The sequence below is a fragment of the Bacillota bacterium genome (assembly GCA_023511485.1).
Lineage (GTDB): Bacteria > Actinomycetota > Aquicultoria > Aquicultorales > Aquicultoraceae > CADDYS01.
Window position 1 is genome coordinate 20,307 of the sequence record JAIMBH010000019.1, and the last position, 23,271, is coordinate 43,577.

At 45.5% G+C, this 23,271-nt stretch carries 22 protein-coding genes; 18 read left to right on the plus strand and 4 right to left on the minus strand.

All coding sequences use genetic code 11. The features are described from left to right. The first annotated feature begins 144 nt into the window (after positions 1 to 144). From K6T91_07590 to K6T91_07645, 12 genes are all read left to right on the plus strand, one after another. Positions 145 to 504 carry an NADH-quinone oxidoreductase subunit A gene (locus K6T91_07590; protein ID MCL6472655.1) on the plus strand — a complete coding sequence of 120 codons (360 nt, stop codon included), beginning with the start codon at positions 145 to 147 and terminating at the stop codon, positions 502 to 504. Next, complete coding sequence (locus K6T91_07595) at positions 495 to 980, plus strand: NADH-quinone oxidoreductase subunit B (protein ID MCL6472656.1); 486 nt, start codon at positions 495 to 497, stop codon at positions 978 to 980. Before K6T91_07590 ends, K6T91_07595 begins: the two co-directional genes overlap by 10 nt. Beyond that, positions 980 to 1,513 carry an NADH-quinone oxidoreductase subunit C gene (locus K6T91_07600; GenBank protein ID MCL6472657.1) on the plus strand — a complete coding sequence of 178 codons (534 nt, stop codon included), beginning with the start codon at positions 980 to 982 and terminating at the stop codon, positions 1,511 to 1,513. The genes K6T91_07595 and K6T91_07600 overlap by 1 nt, the downstream gene beginning before the upstream one ends. A gap of 82 nt (positions 1,514 to 1,595) precedes the next feature. Then, complete coding sequence (locus K6T91_07605; GenBank protein ID MCL6472658.1) at positions 1,596 to 2,708, plus strand: NADH-quinone oxidoreductase subunit D; 1,113 nt, start codon at positions 1,596 to 1,598, stop codon at positions 2,706 to 2,708. Then, positions 2,708 to 3,718 (plus strand): NADH-quinone oxidoreductase subunit NuoH, encoded by a 1,011-nt coding sequence (gene nuoH, locus K6T91_07610; GenBank protein MCL6472659.1) that lies wholly within the window; start codon positions 2,708 to 2,710, stop codon positions 3,716 to 3,718. The genes K6T91_07605 and nuoH overlap by 1 nt, the downstream gene beginning before the upstream one ends. A gap of 16 nt (positions 3,719 to 3,734) precedes the next feature. Continuing rightward, positions 3,735 to 5,657 (plus strand): FAD-dependent oxidoreductase, encoded by a 1,923-nt coding sequence (locus K6T91_07615; GenBank protein ID MCL6472660.1) that lies wholly within the window; start codon positions 3,735 to 3,737, stop codon positions 5,655 to 5,657. 124 nt (positions 5,658 to 5,781) lie between these two features. Continuing rightward, on the plus strand, positions 5,782 to 6,297 hold the full coding sequence (locus K6T91_07620) for an NADH-quinone oxidoreductase subunit J (protein MCL6472661.1): 516 nt from the start codon (positions 5,782 to 5,784) through the stop codon (positions 6,295 to 6,297). Positions 6,298 to 6,299: 2 nt separating this feature from the next. Next, positions 6,300 to 6,605, plus strand: coding sequence for an NADH-quinone oxidoreductase subunit NuoK (nuoK, locus tag K6T91_07625; protein ID MCL6472662.1), 306 nt, complete (start codon positions 6,300 to 6,302; stop codon positions 6,603 to 6,605). 12 nt (positions 6,606 to 6,617) lie between these two features. Continuing rightward, positions 6,618 to 8,480, plus strand: a complete 1,863-nt coding sequence (gene nuoL / locus K6T91_07630) for an NADH-quinone oxidoreductase subunit L (protein MCL6472663.1) — start codon at positions 6,618 to 6,620, stop codon at positions 8,478 to 8,480. 12 nt (positions 8,481 to 8,492) lie between these two features. Continuing rightward, on the plus strand, positions 8,493 to 9,956 hold the full coding sequence (locus K6T91_07635; GenBank protein ID MCL6472664.1) for an NADH-quinone oxidoreductase subunit M: 1,464 nt from the start codon (positions 8,493 to 8,495) through the stop codon (positions 9,954 to 9,956). Positions 9,957 to 9,973: 17 nt separating this feature from the next. Continuing rightward, the gene (locus tag K6T91_07640) at positions 9,974 to 11,383 is read left to right on the plus strand and encodes an NADH-quinone oxidoreductase subunit N (GenBank protein MCL6472665.1); all 1,410 of its coding nucleotides are present in this window, start codon (positions 9,974 to 9,976) and stop codon (positions 11,381 to 11,383) included. A gap of 22 nt (positions 11,384 to 11,405) precedes the next feature. Continuing rightward, entirely contained in the window at positions 11,406 to 11,618 is a 213-nt protein-coding gene (locus K6T91_07645; GenBank protein ID MCL6472666.1) for a hypothetical protein, read from the plus strand. 98 nt (positions 11,619 to 11,716) lie between these two features. On the opposite strand, the gene K6T91_07650 is transcribed toward K6T91_07645, so the two are convergent. From K6T91_07650 to K6T91_07665, 4 genes are all read right to left on the minus strand, one after another. Continuing rightward, complete coding sequence (locus K6T91_07650; protein ID MCL6472667.1) at positions 11,717 to 12,004, minus strand: DUF1540 domain-containing protein; 288 nt, start codon at positions 12,002 to 12,004, stop codon at positions 11,717 to 11,719. A 304-nt stretch (positions 12,005 to 12,308) separates the two neighbouring features. Further along, entirely contained in the window at positions 12,309 to 12,527 is a 219-nt protein-coding gene (gene tatA / locus K6T91_07655; protein MCL6472668.1) for a twin-arginine translocase TatA/TatE family subunit, read from the minus strand. Between the two features lie 203 nt (positions 12,528 to 12,730). Further along, entirely contained in the window at positions 12,731 to 13,531 is an 801-nt protein-coding gene (locus K6T91_07660) for an ABC transporter permease (protein MCL6472669.1), read from the minus strand. After that, a complete protein-coding gene (locus tag K6T91_07665) occupies positions 13,521 to 14,417 on the minus strand; it encodes an ABC transporter ATP-binding protein (protein ID MCL6472670.1) in 897 nt (298 codons plus the stop codon). The genes K6T91_07660 and K6T91_07665 overlap by 11 nt, the downstream gene beginning before the upstream one ends. Before the next feature lie 794 nt (positions 14,418 to 15,211). Here K6T91_07665 and K6T91_07670 point away from each other — a divergent pair. From K6T91_07670 to K6T91_07695, 6 genes are all read left to right on the plus strand, one after another. Then, the gene (locus K6T91_07670) at positions 15,212 to 17,122 is read left to right on the plus strand and encodes a CBS domain-containing protein (GenBank protein MCL6472671.1); all 1,911 of its coding nucleotides are present in this window, start codon (positions 15,212 to 15,214) and stop codon (positions 17,120 to 17,122) included. Then, complete coding sequence (locus tag K6T91_07675) at positions 17,109 to 17,807, plus strand: 3'-5' exonuclease (protein ID MCL6472672.1); 699 nt, start codon at positions 17,109 to 17,111, stop codon at positions 17,805 to 17,807. Before K6T91_07670 ends, K6T91_07675 begins: the two co-directional genes overlap by 14 nt. 45 nt (positions 17,808 to 17,852) lie before the next feature. Beyond that, the gene (locus K6T91_07680; GenBank protein MCL6472673.1) at positions 17,853 to 18,188 is read left to right on the plus strand and encodes a DUF485 domain-containing protein; all 336 of its coding nucleotides are present in this window, start codon (positions 17,853 to 17,855) and stop codon (positions 18,186 to 18,188) included. A 3-nt stretch (positions 18,189 to 18,191) separates the two neighbouring features. Further along, on the plus strand, positions 18,192 to 19,808 hold the full coding sequence (locus tag K6T91_07685) for a sodium/solute symporter (protein ID MCL6472674.1): 1,617 nt from the start codon (positions 18,192 to 18,194) through the stop codon (positions 19,806 to 19,808). 211 nt (positions 19,809 to 20,019) lie between these two features. After that, the gene (gene acs, locus K6T91_07690) at positions 20,020 to 21,996 is read left to right on the plus strand and encodes an acetate--CoA ligase (protein MCL6472675.1); all 1,977 of its coding nucleotides are present in this window, start codon (positions 20,020 to 20,022) and stop codon (positions 21,994 to 21,996) included. A gap of 147 nt (positions 21,997 to 22,143) precedes the next feature. After that, on the plus strand, positions 22,144 to 22,695 hold the full coding sequence (locus tag K6T91_07695) for a hydrolase (protein MCL6472676.1): 552 nt from the start codon (positions 22,144 to 22,146) through the stop codon (positions 22,693 to 22,695). The last annotated feature ends 576 nt before the right edge of the window (positions 22,696 to 23,271 follow it).

A 23,271-nucleotide genomic window follows, 5' to 3' on the forward strand; every position in this document is an offset into this window, starting at 1 on the left:
TTACTCAATACCTGGTGATTTAAACCGATATATAAAAGTGGCTGCTGTTGAACGGGCTGCATCAGTGCTGTTATTATTGCCGTTCAAGCAGTGATTAGCGTGCGCAGATTAGGATTTTTCAAGCAAAGACGAAAGTGATTGTAAATGGTAAGTGAAATCATCTACTTCTCGATTTTTTCGGTAATCGGCATAGTGATAGTGGCCGGAGCTATCGGACTATCAAAACTTCTGCAAACCAAAAAACCGACGAAGGCTAAACTTGAGCCTTATGAGTGCGGTGTACCCAACATAACAAGTGACCCAAGGGTCCAGTTTAAAATCCATTATTATATCTTCGGTTTGTTGCTGGTTATCTTTGATGTTGAGATGATATTTATATTCCCATGGGCGGTTACGTTTAAGAGCCTCGGCCTTTTTGCATTCGTTGAGATGACAATCTTTATTGCAATACTTGTGCTGGGTCTCTACTATGCCTGGCGCAAAGGGGTATTAAAGTGGGTATAGTAAAAGAGCAGTCTTTAGACAATGGAGTACTTCTAACTAAAGCTGGCGACCTCATTAATTGGGGGCGCAAGAATTCTCTATGGTGGATGGGATTTGGTTTAGCATGTTGTGCTATCGATACCATCATGATGATAAACTCAGGGCGTTTTGATGCCGAAAGATTTGGGATTCTTCTGCGAAACACCCCAAGGCAATCTGATCTTATGTTGGTTGCAGGAACTGTAACACATAAGATGGCGCCGATGGTTAAACATCTCTACGAACAGATGCCGGAGCCCAAGTATGTTATTGCGCTTGGCAGTTGCGCAATCAATGGAGGGCCGTTCTATTACGACAGTTACAACGTGGTTCAGGGTGTTGACAAGGTTATCCCGGTTGATGTGTATGTGCCAGGCTGCCCACCACGGCCTGAAGCAGTGCTGCACGGTATAGAAATGTTGAAACAGAAAATAATGGCAAGAGGAAAGATTGATTAATGAGTGATGAGCACATCCTTAACACAGATGGCCAGAGCGATGAAAATAGCGGCGAGCTAAGAGTAGTTAAAGAAGACGGAGTCGGCTATAGCATTACCGTTAAGAGGGAAGACCTCTTAAGAGCAGCCGCAAGCTGCAAGGAAGCTGGATTTGATTTATTTCTTTTTGTTACCGGCGTCGATATGCCGGATAAAATAAAGCTAGTCTACCGCATTTTCTCAACCAAGAAGTCGAACAAACTAGCTATGACAATAAGAACAGAAGTGCCAAAAGATGACCCTGTTATCGACTCTGTAGTTCCTATCTGGTCTGCAGCAAATTGGCATGAGAGAGAAACATATGATCTTTTAGGCGTTATATTCAGAGGGCATCCGGACCCCCGCAGGATATTTATGCCGGACGATTGGGTTGGGCATCCTCTGCGCAAAGACTATAAACACGAGCGTATAATTCCGTACAAGGGATATACCAGTAAATCCCAGACATCTGTGATAACCGAAGACAAATCTGATAGGTCTGATATAGATGAGTAGAATAGAACAGGAACGGTATAAAACATCAACAAAGAAGGCTTTGGCGGAACTCGAAAAAGAGTTTAAGCTAGACGATATCCCCATGGCCACAGACGGCTTTAAAACCGAGGAGATGGTCATCAATTTTGGGCCGCAGCATCCAAGTGCTCATGGTGTACTGCATGCTCTTTTTACAGTAGATGGGGAAATCGTTAAGAAAATCCAGCCAAATATCGGATTTCTCCACAGGTGTTTTGAAAAAATCGCAGAAAGTAGGACTTACGCGCAGTTTGTGCCATTTACGGATCGCATGGATTATGTGTCGTCGATGTTAAACAACTGGGCTTATGTGCTTACAGTTGAGAAGCTTGCGGGAATACAGGTTCCTGAGAGGGCTGAGTACATAAGGACAATAGTCGGCGAGCTGCAGCGTATCGCATCGCACCTACTGTTTCTTATGACAGCTGGTGTTGAAGCAGGTGCACTAACACCGCTGTTTTATTACTTCGATGAGCGCGAAGCTATCCTACGCCTTTTTGAAAAGGTATGCGGGGCAAGGCTTACCTATAATTACATGAAAATCGGAGGAGTAAGAGCCGACCTTCCTGAAGGATGGTTAGATGATACGCTTGCATTTGTTCGCAGGTTAAAGAAAAACATTGTTGACTACGATAAACTTCTGCTCGGCAATTACATCTTTAAGAAAAGAATGGTTGGTGTAGCTGAGTTCTCGGCTGCAGAAGCTCTTGATTGGGGTCTTACCGGGCCGCCGTTGCGTTCAACCGGTGTTGCGCATGATGTGCGTAAAACCGACCCCTATTCTATTTATCCAAGGTTAGATTTTGACATTGTTGTTAGACATAGGGGCGATAACTATGATCGTGTTTGTATCCGGTCCGATGAAATCAAAGAAAGCCTGAAGATTATTGAGCAATGCATTGAGCAGATCCCCGACGGACCGGTTATGGCGGATGGAGTATCGCAATATCTAAGGCCGCCCGTCGGCGACGCATACGGTCACGTAGAGGGAAGCCGCGGCGATCTTGGATACTACATAGTCAGCGATGGTAGTTCAAAGCCATACCGTGTTAAGATACAGGGTCCAAGCTTTGCAAACTTGCAGGCGTTTCCTGCAATGGCTGAAGGTCACTATTTTGCAGATGTGGTTCTTACCCTTGGCACTCTCGATCCGGTTTTTGGAGAGGTGGATCGCTAATGTTGTCAAGCGCACAGCTGGTTGATTTTGCAAACAACAACGGTTTACCGTTATGGGCGATAGATGCCTCAGTTGCACTTCTACTTGCGCTTGTAGTGTTTGCCATATGCGGCATAGGCGTTATTGTTCTTGTCTATATGGAGCGTAAAGTCAGCGCTGACTTCCAGTTGCGCTGGGGACCGATGCACGTAGGCTGGCATGGGACACTTCAGCTTATCGCGGATGCGGTAAAGCTTATATCTAAAGAAGATATTTTCCCAACATATGCAGACCGCTGGATATTTCGTTTATCACCCCTACTTATGTTTTTACCGGCATACATAGGGCTCATGGTCATACCGATCGGCCCCGGACTTGTTATCCGGGACATGAATGTAGGGCTGCTGTATATTTTAGCCATCACATCAATCAGCGTAGTCGGCGTTATAATGTCTGGCTTTGGTTCGTATAATAAATACTCGATGTTGGGCGGCATGCGTTCGGCAGCGCAGATGGTCAGCTACGAAGTGCCCCGGGCGCTCTCAATAATTGGCGTAATTATGATTGCTGGGTCGGCAAAGCTTTCATCGATTGTTGGAGCGCAGAGTATCTGGTACTTATTCCTACAACCTCTTGGCTTTATGGTGTTTATTGTCTCTACACTGGCAGAGGTAAACAGGGTGCCTTTTGACCTACCGGAAACTGAGTCAGAGCTGGTAAACGGATATCTCAATGAGTACAGCGGCATGCGCTTTATGTTCTTTCTCTTTGCTGAGTATATAGCTTTCATGGGCGCGGCGGCTTTAACGGTAGTGTTGTTCCTTGGTGGCTGGCATGGCCCAGGGCCAGAATTTTTAGGCCCAATATGGTTCTTAATTAAGATGTTTGCGGTTATCTATGTAATTATGTGGGTTCGCTGGACCCTACCGCGGTTTCGAATAGATCAGGTTATGGATTTAGGATGGAAGGTGCTACTACCCCTGGCGCTTCTAAATATATTTATAACTGGGATAGTAATGTTGATTATTTAACAAGAGGTTGAAATAGATGGCTGGACGGCTCTCAAACTTCATAGACGCGTGGAAAAGCATATTTATAGGTCATAGCATCACTGGAAAAAGGCTTAGAGCACCTCGGGTGACAGAATTCTACCCGTTTGAGAAACCCGAGCTTGCCGAGCGTTTCCGCGGTGCTCCTATGCTAAAGGGCGTTATGACCGAGACAACTGAGGCAGAGAAGTTCCCAAATAAGTTGGGTCTGTTCAACAAAACGATTACGGAAAAAAATGAGGCCGGTGAGCTTCCGCCGTGCGTTTATGAGTGTCCAGCTCATGTGGATGCCCGTGGCTATGTCGAGCTAATTGCTAAAGGAAGGTTTAAAGAATCGCTCGATTTGATTCGCGAGCGCTGTACGCTGGCTGCGTCAATAGGTCGTGTCTGCACGAGAATTTGCGAAGGCGGCTGCAGGCGCAATGCATTTGACGAGCCGATATCTATACGTGACCTTAAGCGTTTTGCGGCGGATTATTGCAGAGATATGCCTCATCCGCAGGCAGTACCAAAGACAAAGGACAAAACAGTTGCCATTATCGGTGCAGGACCGGCAGGTCTGACCGCAGCACAGGTTCTTGCAAAACAGGGCTATCCGGTTACTATCTACGACAAAAATCCGCAGGGCGGCGGAACGCTCCTGACCGGTATTCCAAAGTATAGGTTGCCAAAGGACGTCTTGAAATGGGACGTAGATGCAGTATGCTCGCTTGGAGTTGAGCTGAAGACCAATGTCGAGGTAGGCAAAGATATACACTTGAACGATATTATCAATTCTTACGATGCAGTACTTCTAGCAACTGGTCTTCCGGCTGGGTATAACCTCGGTATTGAAGGCGAAGATGCCGAAGGTGTTTGGAGCTGCCTGGACCTTCTAAGAGAGGTCAATTTTGACAGGAACCCGAAAATCGGCAAGAAGGTTGCAGTAATCGGCGGCGGTAACGTTGCTATGGATGGGGCGAGGACTTCGCTGCGTCTTGGGGCAGAACAGGTTTATCTTATCTACCGCAGGAGCAAGTCCGAGATGCCAGCCCGTTATGAAGAGATCCATGAAGCGGAAGAAGAGGGCATAATATTTGAACTTCTAACCAACCCAAAAAGCATTGTTACCGAGAACGGCAGGGTTGTTGGGCTTGAGTGTGTACGCATGGGCTTAGGTGAGCCGGACGCTTCCGGCAGGCGCCGTCCCGAGCCGATTCCGGGCAGTGAATTTATTATGGAAGTAGATACAGTCATTACAGCTATTGGCCAGAAGACTGACTTGAGCTTTCTTGAGGGAACAGATATCAAGTTGACCGAAAAAGGTGCCATTGTTTATGACAAACTGACGCTTCAGACGTCTAACCCCAAGGTGTTTACTGCCGGTGAGGTAGTAACAGGTGCGGGTGCTGCCATCCAGGCAATTGCAAGCGGCCACGAGGCAGCGGAATCGCTTGATAGGTTCCTGCGTGGGGTTGATCTAAAAGAGGGAAGAACGCCTCAATTTATTGCAAGGCCCTACGGTTATGGACCGGTTTACTTAGACATGGTTGAGCCGGAGAGACGAAGAACACCCATGCGGATGATTCCTGTTGAGGAGCGCCTTAAGGGCTTTGCGGAAGTTGAGCTTGGATATAACGAAGAAGAGGCTGTCCGCGAAGCAAACCGCTGTTTGGTCTGCGAGACTGAGAACTGCAGCGGTTGCACAATGTGCGCACGGACATGCCCAGTACAATGCATCGATGTTGAAAGAACTGGTCCCAATGAAACCAATCGAAAGGTTCTTAAATATAATCTTGATTTAACTAAGTGCATGTTCTGCGGTCTATGTGCAGAAATATGCCCGACTAATGCTCTTGAGATGAGCAAAGATTACGAGAATGCTGAGTATACTAAAGACAAACTCTTTTACGATAAAGAAAAAGCATTACGGAGGTCCTAATAAAGCTTTCAGCTATTAGCTGAGAGCATAAATAAATTAAGCTGAAAGCTTAACACTTTTAGCATTTATTAAAAGTCTATAGTTGATATCCGCTTTATGGATATTATGCAGGAGAGTAAAGATTATGGATTTAGCGACACAAATCATATTCTTCGGTCTATCAGCTATGGCTATAGCGAGCGCGATAGCGGTAGTAACTAGGCGAAATTTGTTTCACGCAGCCATGTTCCTGGGTTACCTGATGCTGGTTATAGCGGGCTTTTACTTCCTGCTTAATGCAGACCTTGTCGGAATGATGCAGGTATTTGTTTATGTTGGTGGCGTTGTCGTCGTGTTGCTTTTTGGTATCATGCTTACTGCGCAGGTGACCAACGTACGGCTTGTTTCGGGATTTAAGTTTAAAGGTCTTACACTGCTATCGATTATTGGATTGGTGGTGCTACTTATCTCAGTTTTTAATAAGGCAACGCTGCAGGTATCAAATGCAGCAGTTCCGAAAGATAGCGTGTCGCTGGTAGGAAAGCTGTTCATGACAAACTATATCTTGCCGTTTGAAGTTATATCAGTGTTGCTTTTGGCAGCTTTGATTGGGGCAATTGTAATAGCCCGGGATGAAGCCAAGCACAAGGAGGACAGATAATGATACCTCTTTCATGGTATCTGGTGGTAAGTGCAGTACTCTTTGGGATAGGTCTAGTTGGTGTTTTGCTGAGGCAAAATGCTGTGACTATTCTGTTCTCGGTTGAGATTATGTTAAATGCAGCTAATCTCAACCTGGTCGCTTTTTCGAGATATATAACGCCAAATGTGATATCCGGGCAGATGTTTGCCTTGTTTATAATAGCGGTTGCAGCCGCTGAGGTGGCCGTTGGCCTAGCTATAATACTTACGATTTACCGAAACCTGCACTCGGTAAATTTGGATAGGTTTAATATATTCAAGTGGTAGCGGAGAAGAGACATGGATGCTTATAACATAATTCCTTATTACTTATCAGCAATAGTCTTACTGCCAACTGTAAGTTTCTTGTTGCTTCTTATTTTTGGCAAGAAATGGGGAGAGAAGTCAGCTTATGTCTCAATTGCGGCGGTGCTGATAAGTTTTGTACTTTCAATTAAAGCATTGGTCGACGTGCTCGGCGGGATACACGCCGAAACCACATTTACCTGGGCTGCAATAGGCGATCTTCACCTAACCTTCGGGTTGTTACTGGATCCACTGTCTGCAATGATGCTGGTCGTTGTGACCATGGTGAGCGCGCTAGTGCAGATCTTCTCTGTAGGCTATATGCACGGTGACAAGCGCTATGGTTGGTTCTATGCATGCCTTTCGATGTTTACCGTATCCATGCTTCTTCTTGTGTTCTCGCCGAACTATGTGCAGATGTATATGGCATGGGAAGGCGTCGGCGTATTCTCATACCTTTTGATTGGGTTCTGGTTTGAAAAGAGAAGCGCAAGCCAGGCTGCAAAGAAAGCCTTTATGGTAACGAGGGTTGGCGATCTGGGATTTGCAGCCTCTCTTATTCTTCTTTACGTAACCACCGGGACGCTTGATATGGATAAGGTGTTTGCCGCAAGCCTGCTTCCGAGTACTGCTGCGTTAATAGCGATTCTGATGTTCTTCGGGGCTATCGGTAAGTCAGCTCAGTTCCCGCTCCACGTGTGGTTGCCTGACGCAATGGAAGGTCCGACTCCAGTTAGTGCCCTCATCCACGCGGCAACCATGGTTGCAGCCGGTGTGTATCTGGTAGCAAGGTCGTACCCGCTGTTTGAGAAGGGTCCGGTTTCGCTTGAGTTCGTTGCAATAATCGGAACGATTACGGCTTTTATGGCTGCTACCATTGCGCTTACCGCAACAGACATAAAGAAAGTTCTGGCCTACTCGACAATAAGCCAGCTTGGCTATATGATGATGGGCCTTGGCGTAGGTGCATTTGCGGCAGGTACATTCCATCTGTTTACGCACGCTTTTTTCAAGGCACTCCTCTTTCTTGGTGCAGGTAGCGTAATCCACGCAGTTCATAGCCAGGAGATTTTTGAGATGGGTGGCCTGTGGAAGAAGATGAAGATAACCTCAATAACGTTTATTATAGGAGGTCTTGCACTTGCAGGAGTGCCACCATTTGCGGGATTCTGGAGCAAGGATGAGATACTTGCCGGTGCTTATAGCAGCGGGCACACAGCAATATTTATATTTGGGCTTTTAACCGCGCTTTTAACCGCGTTCTACACATTCCGGCTAATCTTTGTGGTTTTCTTTGGCAAGCCGAGAGTTAGTCATCATGGTGACCACGTGCATGAGTCCCCGCTGGTTATGAGCGGTCCGCTAATGATTCTTGGTTTGTTTGCACTAACAGCTGGATTAATTGGCTCACCGTTAGCGCAGAACGCTTTCCAGGGATTTATACTAGGCGGGCATGGAGAGGAGCACCATATAAACTACATGGTTATGGGGGCATCTGTTCTATTAGCCGTTCTTGGTATTGCGGCGGCATGGTTAAAATATGGAACAACGCTTCTGCCATCGGGCGTTATTACCAAAGATAATCCGATTTACAAGTTGCTGGTCAATAAATATTACATGGATGAGCTTTACTACTACACTTTAATTGTTCCGACCCATGCAATCGCAAAAGCGGTTCTTGCTTTCGATCAGAAGGTCGTCGACGGCATCGTAAATGGCGTTGCCTGGGTGACCGCGAGGCTGGGTTGGACTTTAAGGCGGGTTCAGACCGGCTATGTGCAGAACTATGCGTTGCTTATGATAATCGGATTGGTAGTTTTGATAATTTGGTCATTTAGATATCTGGGTTTGCATTAAGGGTGTGAAGGAATGAGTTACCCAATACTTTCAATAATCATACTGCTGCCGATAGCGGGAGCTCTACTGCTGCAATTTATACCACGCAGGCAGGCTAATCTCATTCGCACGGTTGCACTGCTAGTTACGCTTATCGACCTTGCTTTTGGGACTGTGCTTTTAGCCAATTACAAGGCCGGGCAGGCGACAATGCAGTTTGTTGAGAAACTCGCATGGGTGCCCAAAGCAGGTATATCTTACTTTGTTGGGCTTGACGGTATCAGCATGCCTTTATTTGAGCTGACTTTGCTTCTTATGGTAGTGTCGGTTCTAGCCTCCTGGTCAATCAAGGAGAGGGTAAGAGAGCACTACAGCTTAATGCTTCTTCTTGCGGTAGGTATGTTAGGTACCTTTGCGGCTTTAGATTTCGTGCTCTTCTACATATTCTGGGAACTGGTTCTTATCCCAATGTACTTTATTATCGGTATTTGGGGCGGCGAAAACCGTAACTACGCGGCCATCAAGTTCTTCCTGTATACATTGGCTGGAAGTGTCTTGATGCTGGTTGGTATACTTGCGCTTTACTTCACTTCTGGCCTGGGCACGTTTGATATGGTAAAGCTGATGCAATCAGGATACCATTCTTATCTGTCGACATTTATCTTTGTCACTTTCTTCCTAGGATTTGCGGTAAAGGTACCAATGTGGCCGTTCCACACGTGGCTGCCCGATGCGCACGTACAGGCTCCAACTGCAGGAAGCGTGCTGCTTGCAGGCATTCTTCTTAAGATGGGGACTTATGCGTTTATAAGAATCGTAGTTCAGATACTTCCGACCGAGTTTGCGAGGTTTGCACCGTTTGTTGCAGTTCTTGCCGTTATAAGTATTGTCTATGGAGCATATACAGCCCTTGCACAGAAGGATTTAAAGAAGATGGTTGCTTATTCAAGTGTGAGCCATATGGGCTACGTTATGCTGGGCATAGCGGCTCTTACTCAGGTATCGCTAAATGGAGCCGTGTTGCAGATGGTAAACCACGGGCTTATAACTGGCATGCTCTTTTTGATGGTCGGATATATTTATGAAAGGACTCATACGCGCGATATTGCGAAACTCGGTGGGCTTTCGATCAAGATTCCGATTCTTGGCGGTATGTTCGTGTTTGCGGCGCTGGCATCCCTTGGATTGCCGGGCTTAAGTGGGTTTGTAGGTGAGATTCTGATAATGCTTGGTTCGTATGGGGCTTTTAAGGTCTACACGATTCTTGCAGTTATTACGCTTGCTCTCACCGCATTCTATCTGATACGGGCAAATCAGAATGCCATATTTGGCGTTCCGCAGGCATGGATGGGCAATTTCAATGATGCAAACGGCAGAGAGCTTGTAAGTGCCCTGCCATTGATATTCATGATTGTCGCGATAGGGGTTTACCCGCAGCCATTCTTGCATTATATTAATCCTGCTGTCGATGCAGTGTTGCAAATAGTAGGTAAATAAAAAGAGGTATAGCTGGGATGGATTTTTCACAAATTAATTGGATGGCTCTAATGCCGGAAATAATAATACTGGGCTTTGCGGTAATAGTTCTACTGGGAGAGCTCTTTTTGACCGCTGCGGCAAAGAGGTCGTTGGGTGCCGTTACTCTTATTGGTTTGCTGATAAGCTTAGCGAGCGTAGTCAATATCTGGGGCTTGGAAGTAAGCGAGTTTAATGGGATGTTTGAAGTTGACCTCACTGCAAATATACTAAAGGCTATCCTTTTGGCAACTACCGCACTTGTTGTCCTTGGAACTCTAAAAACAAGAGTTACATTGGGTGAGGGAGAGTTCTTCAGCCTGATCCTGTTTTCGGTGTTGGGCACTATGTTTATGGCCTCGGCAACCGATATGATCATGCTTTTTATAGCGCTTGAACTAACAGTCCTTCCGGCGTATGTCCTGGTAGCCAGCAAAAAAGATGCAAAATCGGCTGAAGCAGCCTTAAAATATTTCCTTCTGGGTATTGTAGCCTCAGTAGTTCTGCTATATGGCATGACCCTCTTGTTTGGTTTGACCGGCTCCACAGGCTTTGCCGATATTGCGCATAAGTTAAGCGGAAAGGCGATAAGCCCAATGCTGGTCGTCTCTATATTGATGATCATGGTAGGTCTAGGCTTTAAAGTTGCCGCTGTACCGTTCCATTTCTGGGCGCCGGATGTTTACGAGGGGTCGCCAGTTCCAGTAGCATCGTACCTTTCAGCCGGACCTAAAGCCGGGGGTTTCGCCGCACTCATCCACCTTTTCCCAGTTGCGCTCGCTTCGGTCACGCCGGCCTGGGCAGCTCTATTTGCCATCTTGGCAGTTATGAGCATGTTTATCGGAAACCTGGTCGCACTTGCGCAGAGCCAGGTAAGAAGGCTTCTTGGATATTCAGCAGTTGCGCATACTGGTTATCTGCTGGTTGGCCTTGCGGTTGCCAGCAAAATCGGATATACATCCATGATATTTTACTTCTTCGTTTACTCGCTGGCTGCGCTTGGTGCTTTCCTCGTTGTGCTTGCAACGACAGAGCGGGGGATAGGGGAGAATGTAACAGACTTTGCGGGCTTACACAAGAGGGCCCCGATGCTTGCTATTGCGATGGCTATATTCTTGTTCTCTCTGGTAGGAATTCCGCCGTTTGCGGGTTTCATGGGTAAGCTTTTCCTGTTTAAATCAGCTGTAGAGTCGAACCTCATCTGGCTTGCAGTAGTCGGTGTACTAAACAGCGTGATATCGTTTGGGTACTACGTAACAGTTATCAGGCAAATGTACCTGGTAAAACCAGAGAGCAGTGAGACTGTCATAGTATCAAGACCCTTATACCTTTCCATAATGCTTATTATGGCCGCTATAATCCTCCTGGGTGTTTACCCGACAGCTTTTCTGTCTATAATTAAGCTATAGATGGCAATCAGGAGGGGTTTGAATGGAAGAGCAGAGCTTTGCTCTTATGTTAAGGCGTGCCCTAACAGAGTACGATTTTGAACGTATTGACATAAGACCTGATCAAGCATCGGTGACCCTAAAAAGGGAAGTATATGCTGAGGATAGTAAAAGCGATACTCTTGAGTTTAATTTCTCAGATCCTGTCCTTATAAAAGTCCTTGAACACCTGAAATCGTATTTGCCCTCGATGTAGGTAGCCCTGGTGTTGCCCTCGTTAACTTGCCAATAAAAATTGCTGAAAAAACGAAGTACCATTAACGCTGAATGAAGCCCAAAAGGCCTGTAAAGGGCCTATACTTGTCTTGGCACAAAGGTTTCGCAATCTGCGTGGTTTTCGTGCCAATCAACTGTGACCCCTGGTGCCCCGCAAGCCAGGTCTGCATTATAGCGGCAAAGCAACACGTTGCAGCCGCCGACATTGCCCTGTGGGCTTTCGATTTCACTGCCACCAACCCCAGGTCTAAATGTATCGCAAGCAGGGTGTTCCTGGCCTACATGGATAGAAGAGGCGTGGCAGAGCTTTCCCTCATTATAGACGCAACTGTGCACCGTACAGGCTAAAACAGGTGGTGTAGGCATGACATACCTCCTAGTAGAAATATTTTATTCTAGGATAATTTTTGGTTTTATTTACCCAATGTAGGGAAAAATATTGAAAAATTAGCCCTTACGAGCGCAAGTTCAAGTACTGTAATACGGCAGTTATTTTTAAGAAAAAAGCTAAAGTTGTGCTGGATAATGCCGATAATAATAATGTCAGCCAAGGCGGGAAAAATAGAAGCTTTGGCGAGGGCTTCTAGGTCGTGGCAGACGTCTTGACTGACGAAAAAATCCCGTTTAAAAAAACGGGATTTTTATATTTAACGGTTCCTAAGGCGTTTTCTTATTCAGCTGCTTTTTTGGTTTCTTCTTCTTTTGCTTCTTCCTTGTTCTCAGTTGCTTTCTTAAGCTCCCTAATGCTTTGCCCTATTGCTTTTCCCATCTCTGGAAGTTTTTTGGGACCAAAAATAATGAGGACAATTACCAGTATAATGGCTAATTCTGGTATTCCAATGGGACCAAGAAGTGCCGGTGCAATAAGGCTTTTTGTTGCAAATATCATAATTTACCACAACCCTTTTCTTTTCTTACTCCCTCTAAAATCATAGCACTGATTTAGTCTGAAAGCTATTTATCGGACAATAATTATTGCATATTTCTATTATCAGCGCTAAAGAGTGTTTACATCTTTTTTACCCAAAAGGTAATAGTGATAAAACCTTAGGCAATAGGAAGGAAGTTGGGCTAAGCTATCGCCTCCCAGGATTACACCGCGATATCACGACGGTTAAATAGCAATATTGCGGAAATATAGAAGCTGGTGGCGGTGCCAAAATAAACGAGCACACTCCTCAGTGGGATATCTCCTGTGGTAAGCAGCTTTGCTGAATCGTAATAATGAAAAAGTGAAATGACATCAAGCTTCTCAGCCCAGTCTGCCAGGCCTGCAAGAACAGTTAGAAGATACATAGCTGTTAAAATACCTGCAGAGGCCATGGCGGCGCGACCGCGTTCAAGAATAACCGAGAAAAAAAGGGAAAACGCACCGATTGCAGCAAAGAACAATATAGCAATGATAGCAAGAGCAATGATTCCTTCTGTTCTTACCGACACATTGTAGATATTTCCGAATAAGTAGACTGAGGCCATGGTCAAAATGACAAGGCCGGCCGTTCCGCCAAATAAGGTGATACTTTTTGTAATCAGTGCGGAGGTCCTTGAAACCGGCTGGCTTAGTAGAATCTCTATCGTTCCGGTATCGATTTCTTTTCCGATGGCGCCGGTTCCATAGGCGATAACAAATGCGCCGATGATGACAAACCACATAAAAGCAAATATCTCAAGCGCCAGGAAACCTTCTACTGTTGCGAGATTTGCTCCGGTTCCGCCTCCGAAGAATTCTAAAAACTCCTTGGGATAGGTCCTTATGAGTCTTTGGATATCTGCAGATTGAACAGTTGGATAAACAGACAAAAGCATCCATACGTAAGCCACCATCCCAAGTGCATACGACGGCCAGCTAATCCTGATCTCCTTTAACGATTTAAGAAATAGATTAATGCTCACTGCTGCCACCTTTTTCGTAAAACTCCAGGAATATATCTTCTAGGCTTGCATGGGTCGATATTAGATCTCCTACTTTATAGTTGGCCAATTTTTTGATCAACGGGTCGATCTCACCTATAACCGTAAGCCGTAAATGGTTGTTAACTGCATCGATTGAAGTAACTCCCGGCAGGCGAAAATCATCAGGGTTGACCGGCTCTTCAAAGAAAATGTCCACATAGCGGACCTTTTTAGCGATCAGGGTGTCAACCCGCTCGATCGTAACAAGCCGGCCTTCCTTTATGATGCCAACCCGATCGCAGATTTTTTCAACTTCAGGCAGGAAATGTGATGATATAAAGACCGTATGGCCGCGGGATTTGAATTCTTTAATAAGATGATAGAATTCCTGCTGCATTAAAGGGTCCAGGCCCGATGTGGGCTCATCTAATAGAAGCACCTTTGGATTATGCATTAGTGCCTGGATTATGCCCAGCTTCTGGCGGTTTCCTCTCGAGTAATCCTTTATTCTTTTTTTGAGGTCTATATTAAATCGCTTGACTAGCTCTTCTTTCAGGACAGGAGGCTTTTGAGGGCGAAAACGCTCAATAAAGCGCAAGAATTCGTCACCGCTCATCTTATCATAAAGATGGAGGTCCCCGGGTAGGTTGCCCACTTCCATCTTGATAGATACAGAGTCACGCCAGGCATCTTTGCCCAAAATTTGCGCGCTGCCCCTGGTTGGTTTTAAAAATGCAGTTAAAAGCCTAAGGGTTGTGGTTTTTCCAGCACCATTAGGCCCCAGGAAACCAAAAATTTCGCCTTCTTCAATTTTAAGGCTAAGGTCCTCGATGCCGCGCTGCTCGCCGTAATACTTGGTTAATCCAGTTGTGCTAATAATAGCCACTGCCAATCCTTTGTCGCCAAACCGTACCCTATTTCAAGTTCCATCCTATATATATATTTAGGCAAAACGAAGTTGATTCCTGCAATATTGCAGAATAACCTTGCCTGAAGTGGTGGGGTAATTACCTCTGTCCTCCAAATGGGTGTACACCCTAATGAGCGATTTGTAACATTTTAACAAGCATTTATTATTTCCCTTATAGAACATTTCTGATTTTTATCAGAACCGCCACGTGTCTTGAGGTATTTCGCCTGGCATGTAGAAAGGTGGATGCAGATATCTAACGTTGGGGAGTGGCGCGTATTTTGTGGAGAATGGTGCAAAGACCGCTCTCCCAAGCACTAAATTCACTTATCAAATATATTGCGCCATTAATCTTTTTAAATTACCGTACGTTGGCAATAATATACCGTTAGCTAAACATTTTAACCGTCGGTCAAGAATTTTTAAGTTGCTTTTATGCAGGCAGGTAGAATGGCCTCATGTGCATCTAGCGGGAGTGATCACGTTTTATCAATAGGGCAATGTTGCAGGTACAAAATTTGGGTTGAATGGTGCTACAAAACAACTAAGCGATCAATTTCAGCTTGTGACAGAAATCTTTTAAACCCTGAAAGAATCCTGTGGCACCCTAAAGTGGCTCGTTTGAGAAATTAATGTTTCTCTAGGTCTTGAATACAGAGATACTGAGATTAAGTAAACAATGTTGATAATTTATCAAAGTGTTTTATCAAAGTGTTGAGTTTAAGGTGGCCTAGCGCATTGAAGAATTTCTTCAATAGTTCGGAGGAGAATTGATAACAAACGATATAGCGGATTTTCTTGGAAAGGTGCCGCCGTTTCAGTTTCTTGATACATCGGTTATCAGGTCGATAGCAAGCAAGATATCGATAGAGTTTTACCCAAAAGGGACTGAAATTTTAGCGCAAGAGGGGCCTCCAAGTAAATATCTGCACGTTATCAAAAAAGGTGGGGTTAAGGTGTTCGTAAAGTCGGACAGCGGTGAGGCTGTTATCGATTTTAGAAGTGAAGGTGATTCGTTCGGTTTCGTTTCGCTTTATAGCGGCGATAGGTCACGCACAGGCGTTGTTGCAGTTGAAGATACCATTTGCTACCTCATAGATAGAGATACATTCTTTAAGCTTCATGACTACAACCCGGCCTTTGTTGAGTATTTTCTGAAATCCTACCTCGTAAAATATGTGGATAAGACATCCAGCCAGCTCAATGAAAAGATTTTTCTTCACCGCATGGGGAGTAGCCTACCTTACACAACGCCCGTTGGCGAGATAACTACTAAACGACTTATCACAAAACCGCCAGACACAACTATCCAGGAAGCGGCAAAAGCGATGGCTAAGCGCAATATCAGCTCACTTGTTATCGTGGATAAGAATGGGGTGCCGGTAGGTATAGTTACCGATAGAGACTTGAGGGAAAAAGTCGTTGCAGCCGGCAGGGATGCTTCCAGACCGGTTAAAGATATCATGAGCGATTCATTGATAAGCATTGATATGGATGAATACTGCTTTGAGGCGATTCTAAAGATGGTTCGCCATAACATCCACCATCTATTGGTCATGGATAAAGGAAACATCAAGGGGATAGTGACCAATCACGACCTCATGATGCTGCAAGGCGTGTCTCCTGTCGCCATAGCAAGAGAGATCGAAAACCGAGATACGGTTGAGAGTCTGGCCCCGGTATCTGCCGAGATAAGCAATCTGGTGGCTCTATTTTTAAAAGACGGGGCTAAGGCGACCAACATTGCAAGGATTATAAGCGAGCTAAACGATAGATTGGTAAAGAGGATAATCGAGGTAGAAATAAGAGATAACAGTCCACCGCTTCCATTTTGTTGGGTTGTCTTTGGCAGCGAAGGAAGGAAAGAGCAGACCTTCAGAACCGACCAGGACAACGCACTTATATACGCCGATCCTCAAAACCCGAAAGAGGCGAGGGCCGCCTCGAAATACTTTACGGCGTTAACAAAACGAATCAATAAGTCGCTGATTAAATGCGGTTTTCCCCCGTGCACGGCTGGGTATATGGCAAACAACCCAACCTGGTGCCAACCCTTAAAAGTATGGAAAAAATATTTTAACGAATGGGTGACTTCATCTACTCCAGATGCAATATTGCTCTCTACAATATTTTTTGACTTTCGACCCTTATACGGTGATTTTGGTTTAGCTAATGCGTTAAGGGATTATCTCGTAGATATATTGAAAGAAGAAAAGTTCTTCTTGGCCCGCATGGCATCAACTCTTGTAGCAAACAGGCCTCCGCTCGGTTTCTTCAGAACCTTTGTTGTAGAGAAAAGCGGGGAGCACAAAGACCAGTTCAATCTTAAAGTAAGTGCAATCGCGCTTCTCGTTGACATTGTAAGACTGTTTAGCCTCGAGCGGGGCGTGAAAGAGACATCTACGCTTGAACGCATTAAGGCCCTTAAAGGGCAGCACGAACTGCTTGATGAATATGCAGAGGAGCTGGAGCAATCTTTTGAGTTCATGATGCTGCTTAGGATGCTGCATCAGCTTGAGCAAATACAGGCGGGTGTCGAGCCAGACAACTTCATCAACCCAAACAAGCTAAGCATTCTCGAAAAGCAAACCCTTAAAGATATTTTCCGTCTTATATCCAAAATACAAGAACTTATAGATCAGCGATATCGCCTGGGAGTTGTGCACCATGAGGTTGGCTAAATGGTCAAAGGGTAAGTTTAAGAAGTTAGGTGGGAACGGTGAAAAGGGCATGCCTATTGACCAGGCCAGATATACAGTCATTGATACCGAGCTTACCGGTTTAGACATGAAGAAGGACTCAATAGTTTCTATAGGTGCAGTTAAAATGGTCGGAAGTCGGATTGAACTTAAAGATAGCTTCTATAAGCTGGTCAGTCCAGAGGCTGAATTAACAGGTGAGACCGTCATAATCCATGGCATCATGCCATCAGAATTGGATAAAGAGCCGGGTATAGATACGGTTCTGCCCGAATTTATTGATTTTTGTGGCAACGATATAATCGCAGGTTTTCGTCCCCTTATAGATATGGGTTTTCTAAACAGGGAGGCAAAGAGATTATACAGGTCGGCAATGAAGAATCCAGTTATTGATATCTTCGCCATTTATAAATGGATCAAATGGAGATCGGCTGAAGATTGTCTAAGTAATCTAAGCCTTTATGATTTGGCAGAGGATTTTAGTATTCCAGTGAAGGGTGCACACAATGCAATTTTTGATGCCTTTATTACAGCCCAGATTTTACAGAGGCTTCTGCACCTGCTTTTAGGCTTAGGAGCAAAAAGCGTAGACGAGCTTCTTGCCATTGGTAATCCTTCAAGGGGAGGTGATAAGTTCCGTTCCTCGGCCCTGATTAATAATCTTTAGATCCGCTTTAGACCCAGTCTCTAATTGGTTAAGGAGGTGCAACGAATGGCTGTTAAGGTCAAGGAAAACGCAACTATTAATAAGGAATCAACCGATAGAATTTTAAACGATCCTGATTTTATCAGGCTCTCTTCAACAAGGAACAGGATTGCGGCGGTACTGACGGCTTTGACCCTAATCGTCTACTACGGATTTATCTTGCTCATGGCTTACGGCAAGGAAACGCTCAGCAAGACGCTCTCTCCCAACATCACTATAGGGCTGCCGATAGGTGTTGCAGTTATCGTCTTATCCTGGATTTTTGTTTTTATCTATGCCAGATGGGCCAACAGGAAATACGATAGCATGGTTGATCAACTTAAAGAAAAGATAGGGGGTTAAGGAATGAATACGAGTCTGGGACAAACTAATCCAATAGCCATAGCGTTCTTCTTTCTATTTGTCATAATTACGCTTGGGATTACGTATTGGGCTGCGAAGAAGACAAAGACCGCAAAAGAGTTCTATGCTGCAGGTAGAAACATTACTGCCGGGCAGAATGGGCTTGCGCTGGCCGGTGACTACATGAGCGCGGCGTCGTTTTTAGGTATTGCCGGCATGGTTGCCCTTAGTGGTTTTGATGGGCTTATCTATGCGATTGGTTTTCTGGTTGGTTGGCCGATAGTAATGTTTCTTGTCGCTGAGCCGCTCAGGAACCTCGGCAAATATACTTTTGCCGATGTAGTGGCCTACAGGTTAAGGCAAGGGCCGGTAAGGACGGCAGCTGCTGTATCGGCGGTCACAGTTGTTACTATATATCTCATACCTCAGATGGTAGGTTCAGGAACTTTGATTAAGATGCTCTTGGGCCTTCCGTATGAAGCTGCCATCGTTATAGTAGGTGTTCTTATGATCGCCTACGTTCTATTTGGAGGCATGCTCTCAACGACATGGGTTCAGATCATAAAGGCGGGATTGCTGCTAGCCGGCTCGACACTGCTCTCTGTTCTTGTGCTGGCTAAATATGGGTTCAGCTTTGATCAGGTATTTGGTGCTGCCGTTGAGAAGGTTAACGAGCTTGCCAAAGGTACCGCTGAGGCGGGCACTGGATTTAAAATGCTGCAACCCGGCAAACTCCTGGCTAAACCGATAGATACGATATCGCTTAGCCTCGCGCTCATGTTTGGAACTGCCGGGTTGCCGCACATCCTAATGAGATTTTACACCGTACCGGATACCAAAGCAGCAAGAAATTCGGTAAATTACGGCACCGCTTGGATTGGATATTTCTATATCCTGACATTCATTATGGGCTTTGGTGCTGCATCTCTTGTTGGCAAGGATATTATTACCAGTATTGACAAGAAGGGTAACATGGCGGCACCACTTCTTGCAGAAGCACTCGGAGGACCGATATTCCTTGGATTTATTGCAGCCGTGGCTTTTGCGACGATTCTTGCAGTTGTCTCGGGGCTTACTCTTTCGGGTGCGTCCGCCTTCTCCCACGATTTATATGCTAGTGTATTTAAGAGGGGCAAGAGCACCGAGAAAGATGAAATGAGGGTTGCAAAAATCTCGACTGTAGTCTTTGGTCTTATCGCCATCTTCCTTGGGATCGCCTTTAAGGAGCAGAACGTGGCCTACATGGTAGGGCTTGCATTTGCTGTTGCTGCAAGCGCAAATTTCCCAGCGATTCTTATGTCAATTACATGGAAGAAGTTCTCAACCGCCGGTGCCGTGGCGGCTATTTGGACGGGTTTGATATTATCGGTCGGCCTTATCTTCCTTGGCCCAACAGTTTGGGGGGAAGTGCTTGGTCACTTTACAACGACAATGGTAAACGGTGTCGCCACGAAAGTACCTGTAGGTATTTTCCCGTTGAGTAATCCGGCACTTATCTCAATTCCCGCGTCGTTTTTAGCTGGGATACTCGTCTCACTAGTCGCTCCAGACGCTGTTGCGCAGGAGAAGTTTGATGAGAAAAAAGTCCGGCTCTATATGGGAGTTGGCGCTGAGTCTTAATTAAGCAGGGGTATTGCCGGTAAGCAGGTAATTCAGGGTCGGATCTGAATAACCCTTATATGCAGTCCATGCAGTTGCTATCCTGATTTGCTATACTTAAACGCAGGCCAAGGATGACAGGCAAGGGTAAACCAAACTTCATGGAGAGCGTATGGGGGATTGGGTCTGACCCTTTACTGACAGACAAAGAGGGAGTACGAGGGGGAAGATTATGACTGAAGAAAAAGGCATGGAAGTTCTACTAGAGGAGCTAAGGGCATTTCCGCCGGCACCGGAATTTAGTGCAAATGCTTACATAAAGAGCATGGAGGAGTATGAGGCTCTCTATAAGAAATCCATCGAGAACCCGGAGGAGTTCTGGGGCGAGATGGCCGAAAAAGAGCTTACCTGGTTTAAAAAGTGGGACAAGGTTTTGGAATATGATTTCTTTAAGCCGGAAATCAAGTGGTTCCAGGGAGGCAAGTTAAACGCTTCGTATAACTGTCTCGACAGGCATATTAAGACCTGGAGGAGAAACAAGGCTGCTCTGATTTGGGAAGCCGATGACGGAAGCTATAAAACTTACACTTACCAGCAGCTTTTTTGCGAGGTAAATAGGTTTGCGGATGTTTTAAGGAAAAAGGGAGTAAAGAAAGGTGATAGGGTATCGCTTTATCTACCAATGATACCTGAACTTGCGATTTCTATGCTTGCATGTGCAAGAATCGGCGCGATTCATAGCGTCGTGTTCGGCGGGTTTAGCTCCCAGGCGCTCCGTGATCGTATCCGGGATTGCGAGGCAAAGGTACTGGTTACTGCAGATAATGGTGTGCGGGGTGGAAAGCTTGTACCGTTAAAAGCAAATAGCGACGTCGCACTTGAGGAATGCCCGACGATAGAAAGCGTAATCGTCGTCAAGAGAGACGGTGGCGAGGTCCCCATGAAAGAGGGAAGAGATACCTGGTGGCATCAAGAGATGGGGGCCGAAGATGTTTGCAACTATGTTGAGCCTGAGCACATGGATGCCGAGGACCCGCTATTTATACTTTATACTTCGGGCTCAACCGGCAAGCCGAAAGGCGTCCTTCACACTACTGCCGGCTATTTGCTATACACGGACCTTACGTTTAAATGGTCTTTTGACTACAAGGAAGAGGATATCCACTTCTGTACGGCAGATATCGGCTGGGTTACTGGCCACAGCTATGTCGTATACGGGCCACTTGCGGCCGGTGCGACAAGCTTAATGTTTGAGGGTATCCCAAGTTATCCTAACCCGGGTAGGTTCTGGGAAATAGTAGATAAGCACCAGGTTAATATAATTTACACAGCTCCAACGGTAATTAGGGCGCTTATGAAGGAAGGTGAAAGCTGGGTAAAGAAATATGACCTCTCATCCCTTAAGGTTTTAGGAACTGTTGGCGAACCTATTAATCCTGAGGCGTGGATGTGGTATTACAAGAATGTAGGGAAAGAAAAACTTCCGATTGTTGATACCTACTGGCAGACTGAGACCGGTGGGTTTTTGATTACTCCGCTACCCGGCGCGATGACCTTAAAGCCCGGCTCTGCGACCAGGCCGTTTTTTGGTGTTGTCCCGAAAGTTATAAGGCAAGACGGCTCACCAGCAGAAGTTAACGAGGGTGGTTACCTTGTAATCGAAAAACCGTGGCCCGGTATGCTAAGAGGAACTTACGGCGATCCTGAGAACAAGCGTATGAAAGAGGTCTACTTCGAGAGATTTCCCGGGCTGTACTTCACCGGTGACGGTGCGCGGGTTGATGAAGACGGTGATTACTGGCTTATGGGTCGGATCGATGATGTTATCAACGTCTCAGGCCACAGGCTTGGTACAGCCGAGATTGAATCTGCTTTAGTTAGCCACCAGGCAGTTGCTGAGGCTGCAGTTGTTGGATTTCCGCATGACGTAAAGGGCGAGGGAATCTATGTTTACGTGACTTTAAAGGACGGTTTTAACCCCTCGCCAGAACTTCAAAAAGAGCTTATTGGACACGTAAGAACAGTTATCGGCCCGATTGCAACGCCCGATAAGATGCAGTTTGCCGCTGGTCTACCCAAAACTCGAAGTGGTAAGATCATGAGGAGAATCTTAAGAAAGATTGCCCACGGTCAGATTGATGAGCTTGGTGATATCTCAACCCTTGCCGAACCGGCTGTTGTTGATGCTCTGGTCAAAGAGAGGCTGTAATACTATAGTTTATATCAGGGCCGGTAATAGGGCTGGCCCTGATTTTTCATACTAAAAGAAGCTATCAGCCATCAGCTTAAAGACAATAGACAAAAAGCTGAGTGTTGATAGCTTTTGCAGCTTGAATCATGTCTCAAGGAGAGCTAAATGAATAAATTTACCCTAAATAGAGATGATACCCTTCTGCTTATCATAGACATACAAGAGCGTCTGGCAGCTGTTATGTCGCAGAGGCAGAAGGTTGTAGATAATAGCTTGCACCTAATTGAGCTTGCCAAGATGTTTAATATGCCGATTGTTGTAACCGAGCAGTACCCAAAGGGCCTTGGGCCAACTATCACCGAGATAAAAGAGGCTTTGCCTGATCATGTTTTAGTTGAGAAGGTGTCGTTTAACTGCTGCGAAGCAGCTGGATTTTCTGGAAAGCTTAAGGAGATAGGAAGAAGAAAGATAGTAATGGTTGGTATGGAGACGCACATTTGCGTGCTTCAGACCGGCCTTGGACTTATGCAAGACGGGTACGATGTTCACGTTGTATCAGATGCGGTCTGTTCAAGGACAAAGGATAATTGGAAGGTTGCTCTTGGTTTTATGCAAAACGCTGGTGCGGTTGTAACATGTACCGAAACAGTGCTCTTTCAGCTGCTAGGCGCTGCTGGCACCGAGGAATTTAAGGCAATCTCAAAACGGATAAAATAAAGGGGGGAGATAGTAACAAGTCCTGTGCCGATTGCTGTGGTTAAAATTCATGTCGAGGAGATTCATAGTCTCAAGCCGGGGCCTGGTGCGGGCAAGCCAATCGCTTAATAGCAAACAAAGGCATAAACCTCAATATAACCCAATATACTAAATATAACCCAATATAAATAGCCCTCTTTTTCAAAGAGGGCTATTTATATTGGGTTTGAGGAGCACCACAGCAGGTGCATTCAAATACGTGCCCAACAAGTTGAGTGCATAATCCAACAAGGAAAAACTAATTTTCTTGACTTCCGCATCCCTTATTTTAGCATCTAATAACTACTGGTCAAGCGGCATACAGCCTTACAATTTGGGTGCTGCAAGGAGTTCTCTTTAAATATCAGTCATCCCAAGCACTCTTTTTTTTGTCATCCCAAGCACTCTTTTTTGTCATCCCGACCGGAGGGCGATAGCCCGCAGTGGAGGGATCTCAATTATATTTTCTAACTTTTTAAGCCTAGAGCCACCCTTCACTTAAATCCTTCCAGCTGGGATTAAATGATTCTATAAGATTTACTTTCTTTGCCCTTGACC

Excerpts from the sequence above, each read along its gene's own strand:
- acs (MCL6472675.1), top strand. The coding sequence starts at position 20,020 with ATGACTGAAGAAAAAGGCATGGAAGTTCTACTAGAGGAGCTAAGGGCA.
- K6T91_07590 (MCL6472655.1), top strand. The coding sequence starts at position 145 with ATGGTAAGTGAAATCATCTACTTCTCGATTTTTTCGGTAATCGGCATA.
- nuoL (MCL6472663.1), top strand. The coding sequence starts at position 6,618 with ATGGATGCTTATAACATAATTCCTTATTACTTATCAGCAATAGTCTTA.
- K6T91_07675 (MCL6472672.1), top strand. The coding sequence starts at position 17,109 with ATGAGGTTGGCTAAATGGTCAAAGGGTAAGTTTAAGAAGTTAGGTGGG.
- K6T91_07635 (MCL6472664.1), top strand. The coding sequence starts at position 8,493 with ATGAGTTACCCAATACTTTCAATAATCATACTGCTGCCGATAGCGGGA.
- K6T91_07640 (MCL6472665.1), top strand. The coding sequence starts at position 9,974 with ATGGATTTTTCACAAATTAATTGGATGGCTCTAATGCCGGAAATAATA.
- nuoH (MCL6472659.1), top strand. The coding sequence starts at position 2,708 with ATGTTGTCAAGCGCACAGCTGGTTGATTTTGCAAACAACAACGGTTTA.
- K6T91_07605 (MCL6472658.1), top strand. The coding sequence starts at position 1,596 with ATGGCCACAGACGGCTTTAAAACCGAGGAGATGGTCATCAATTTTGGG.
- K6T91_07615 (MCL6472660.1), top strand. The coding sequence starts at position 3,735 with ATGGCTGGACGGCTCTCAAACTTCATAGACGCGTGGAAAAGCATATTT.
- tatA (MCL6472668.1), bottom strand. The coding sequence starts at position 12,527 with ATGATATTTGCAACAAAAAGCCTTATTGCACCGGCACTTCTTGGTCCC.
- K6T91_07680 (MCL6472673.1), top strand. The coding sequence starts at position 17,853 with ATGGCTGTTAAGGTCAAGGAAAACGCAACTATTAATAAGGAATCAACC.
- K6T91_07600 (MCL6472657.1), top strand. The coding sequence starts at position 980 with ATGAGTGATGAGCACATCCTTAACACAGATGGCCAGAGCGATGAAAAT.
- K6T91_07695 (MCL6472676.1), top strand. The coding sequence starts at position 22,144 with ATGAATAAATTTACCCTAAATAGAGATGATACCCTTCTGCTTATCATA.
- K6T91_07620 (MCL6472661.1), top strand. The coding sequence starts at position 5,782 with ATGGATTTAGCGACACAAATCATATTCTTCGGTCTATCAGCTATGGCT.
- K6T91_07645 (MCL6472666.1), top strand. The coding sequence starts at position 11,406 with ATGGAAGAGCAGAGCTTTGCTCTTATGTTAAGGCGTGCCCTAACAGAG.
- K6T91_07650 (MCL6472667.1), bottom strand. The coding sequence starts at position 12,004 with ATGCCTACACCACCTGTTTTAGCCTGTACGGTGCACAGTTGCGTCTAT.
- K6T91_07685 (MCL6472674.1), top strand. The coding sequence starts at position 18,192 with ATGAATACGAGTCTGGGACAAACTAATCCAATAGCCATAGCGTTCTTC.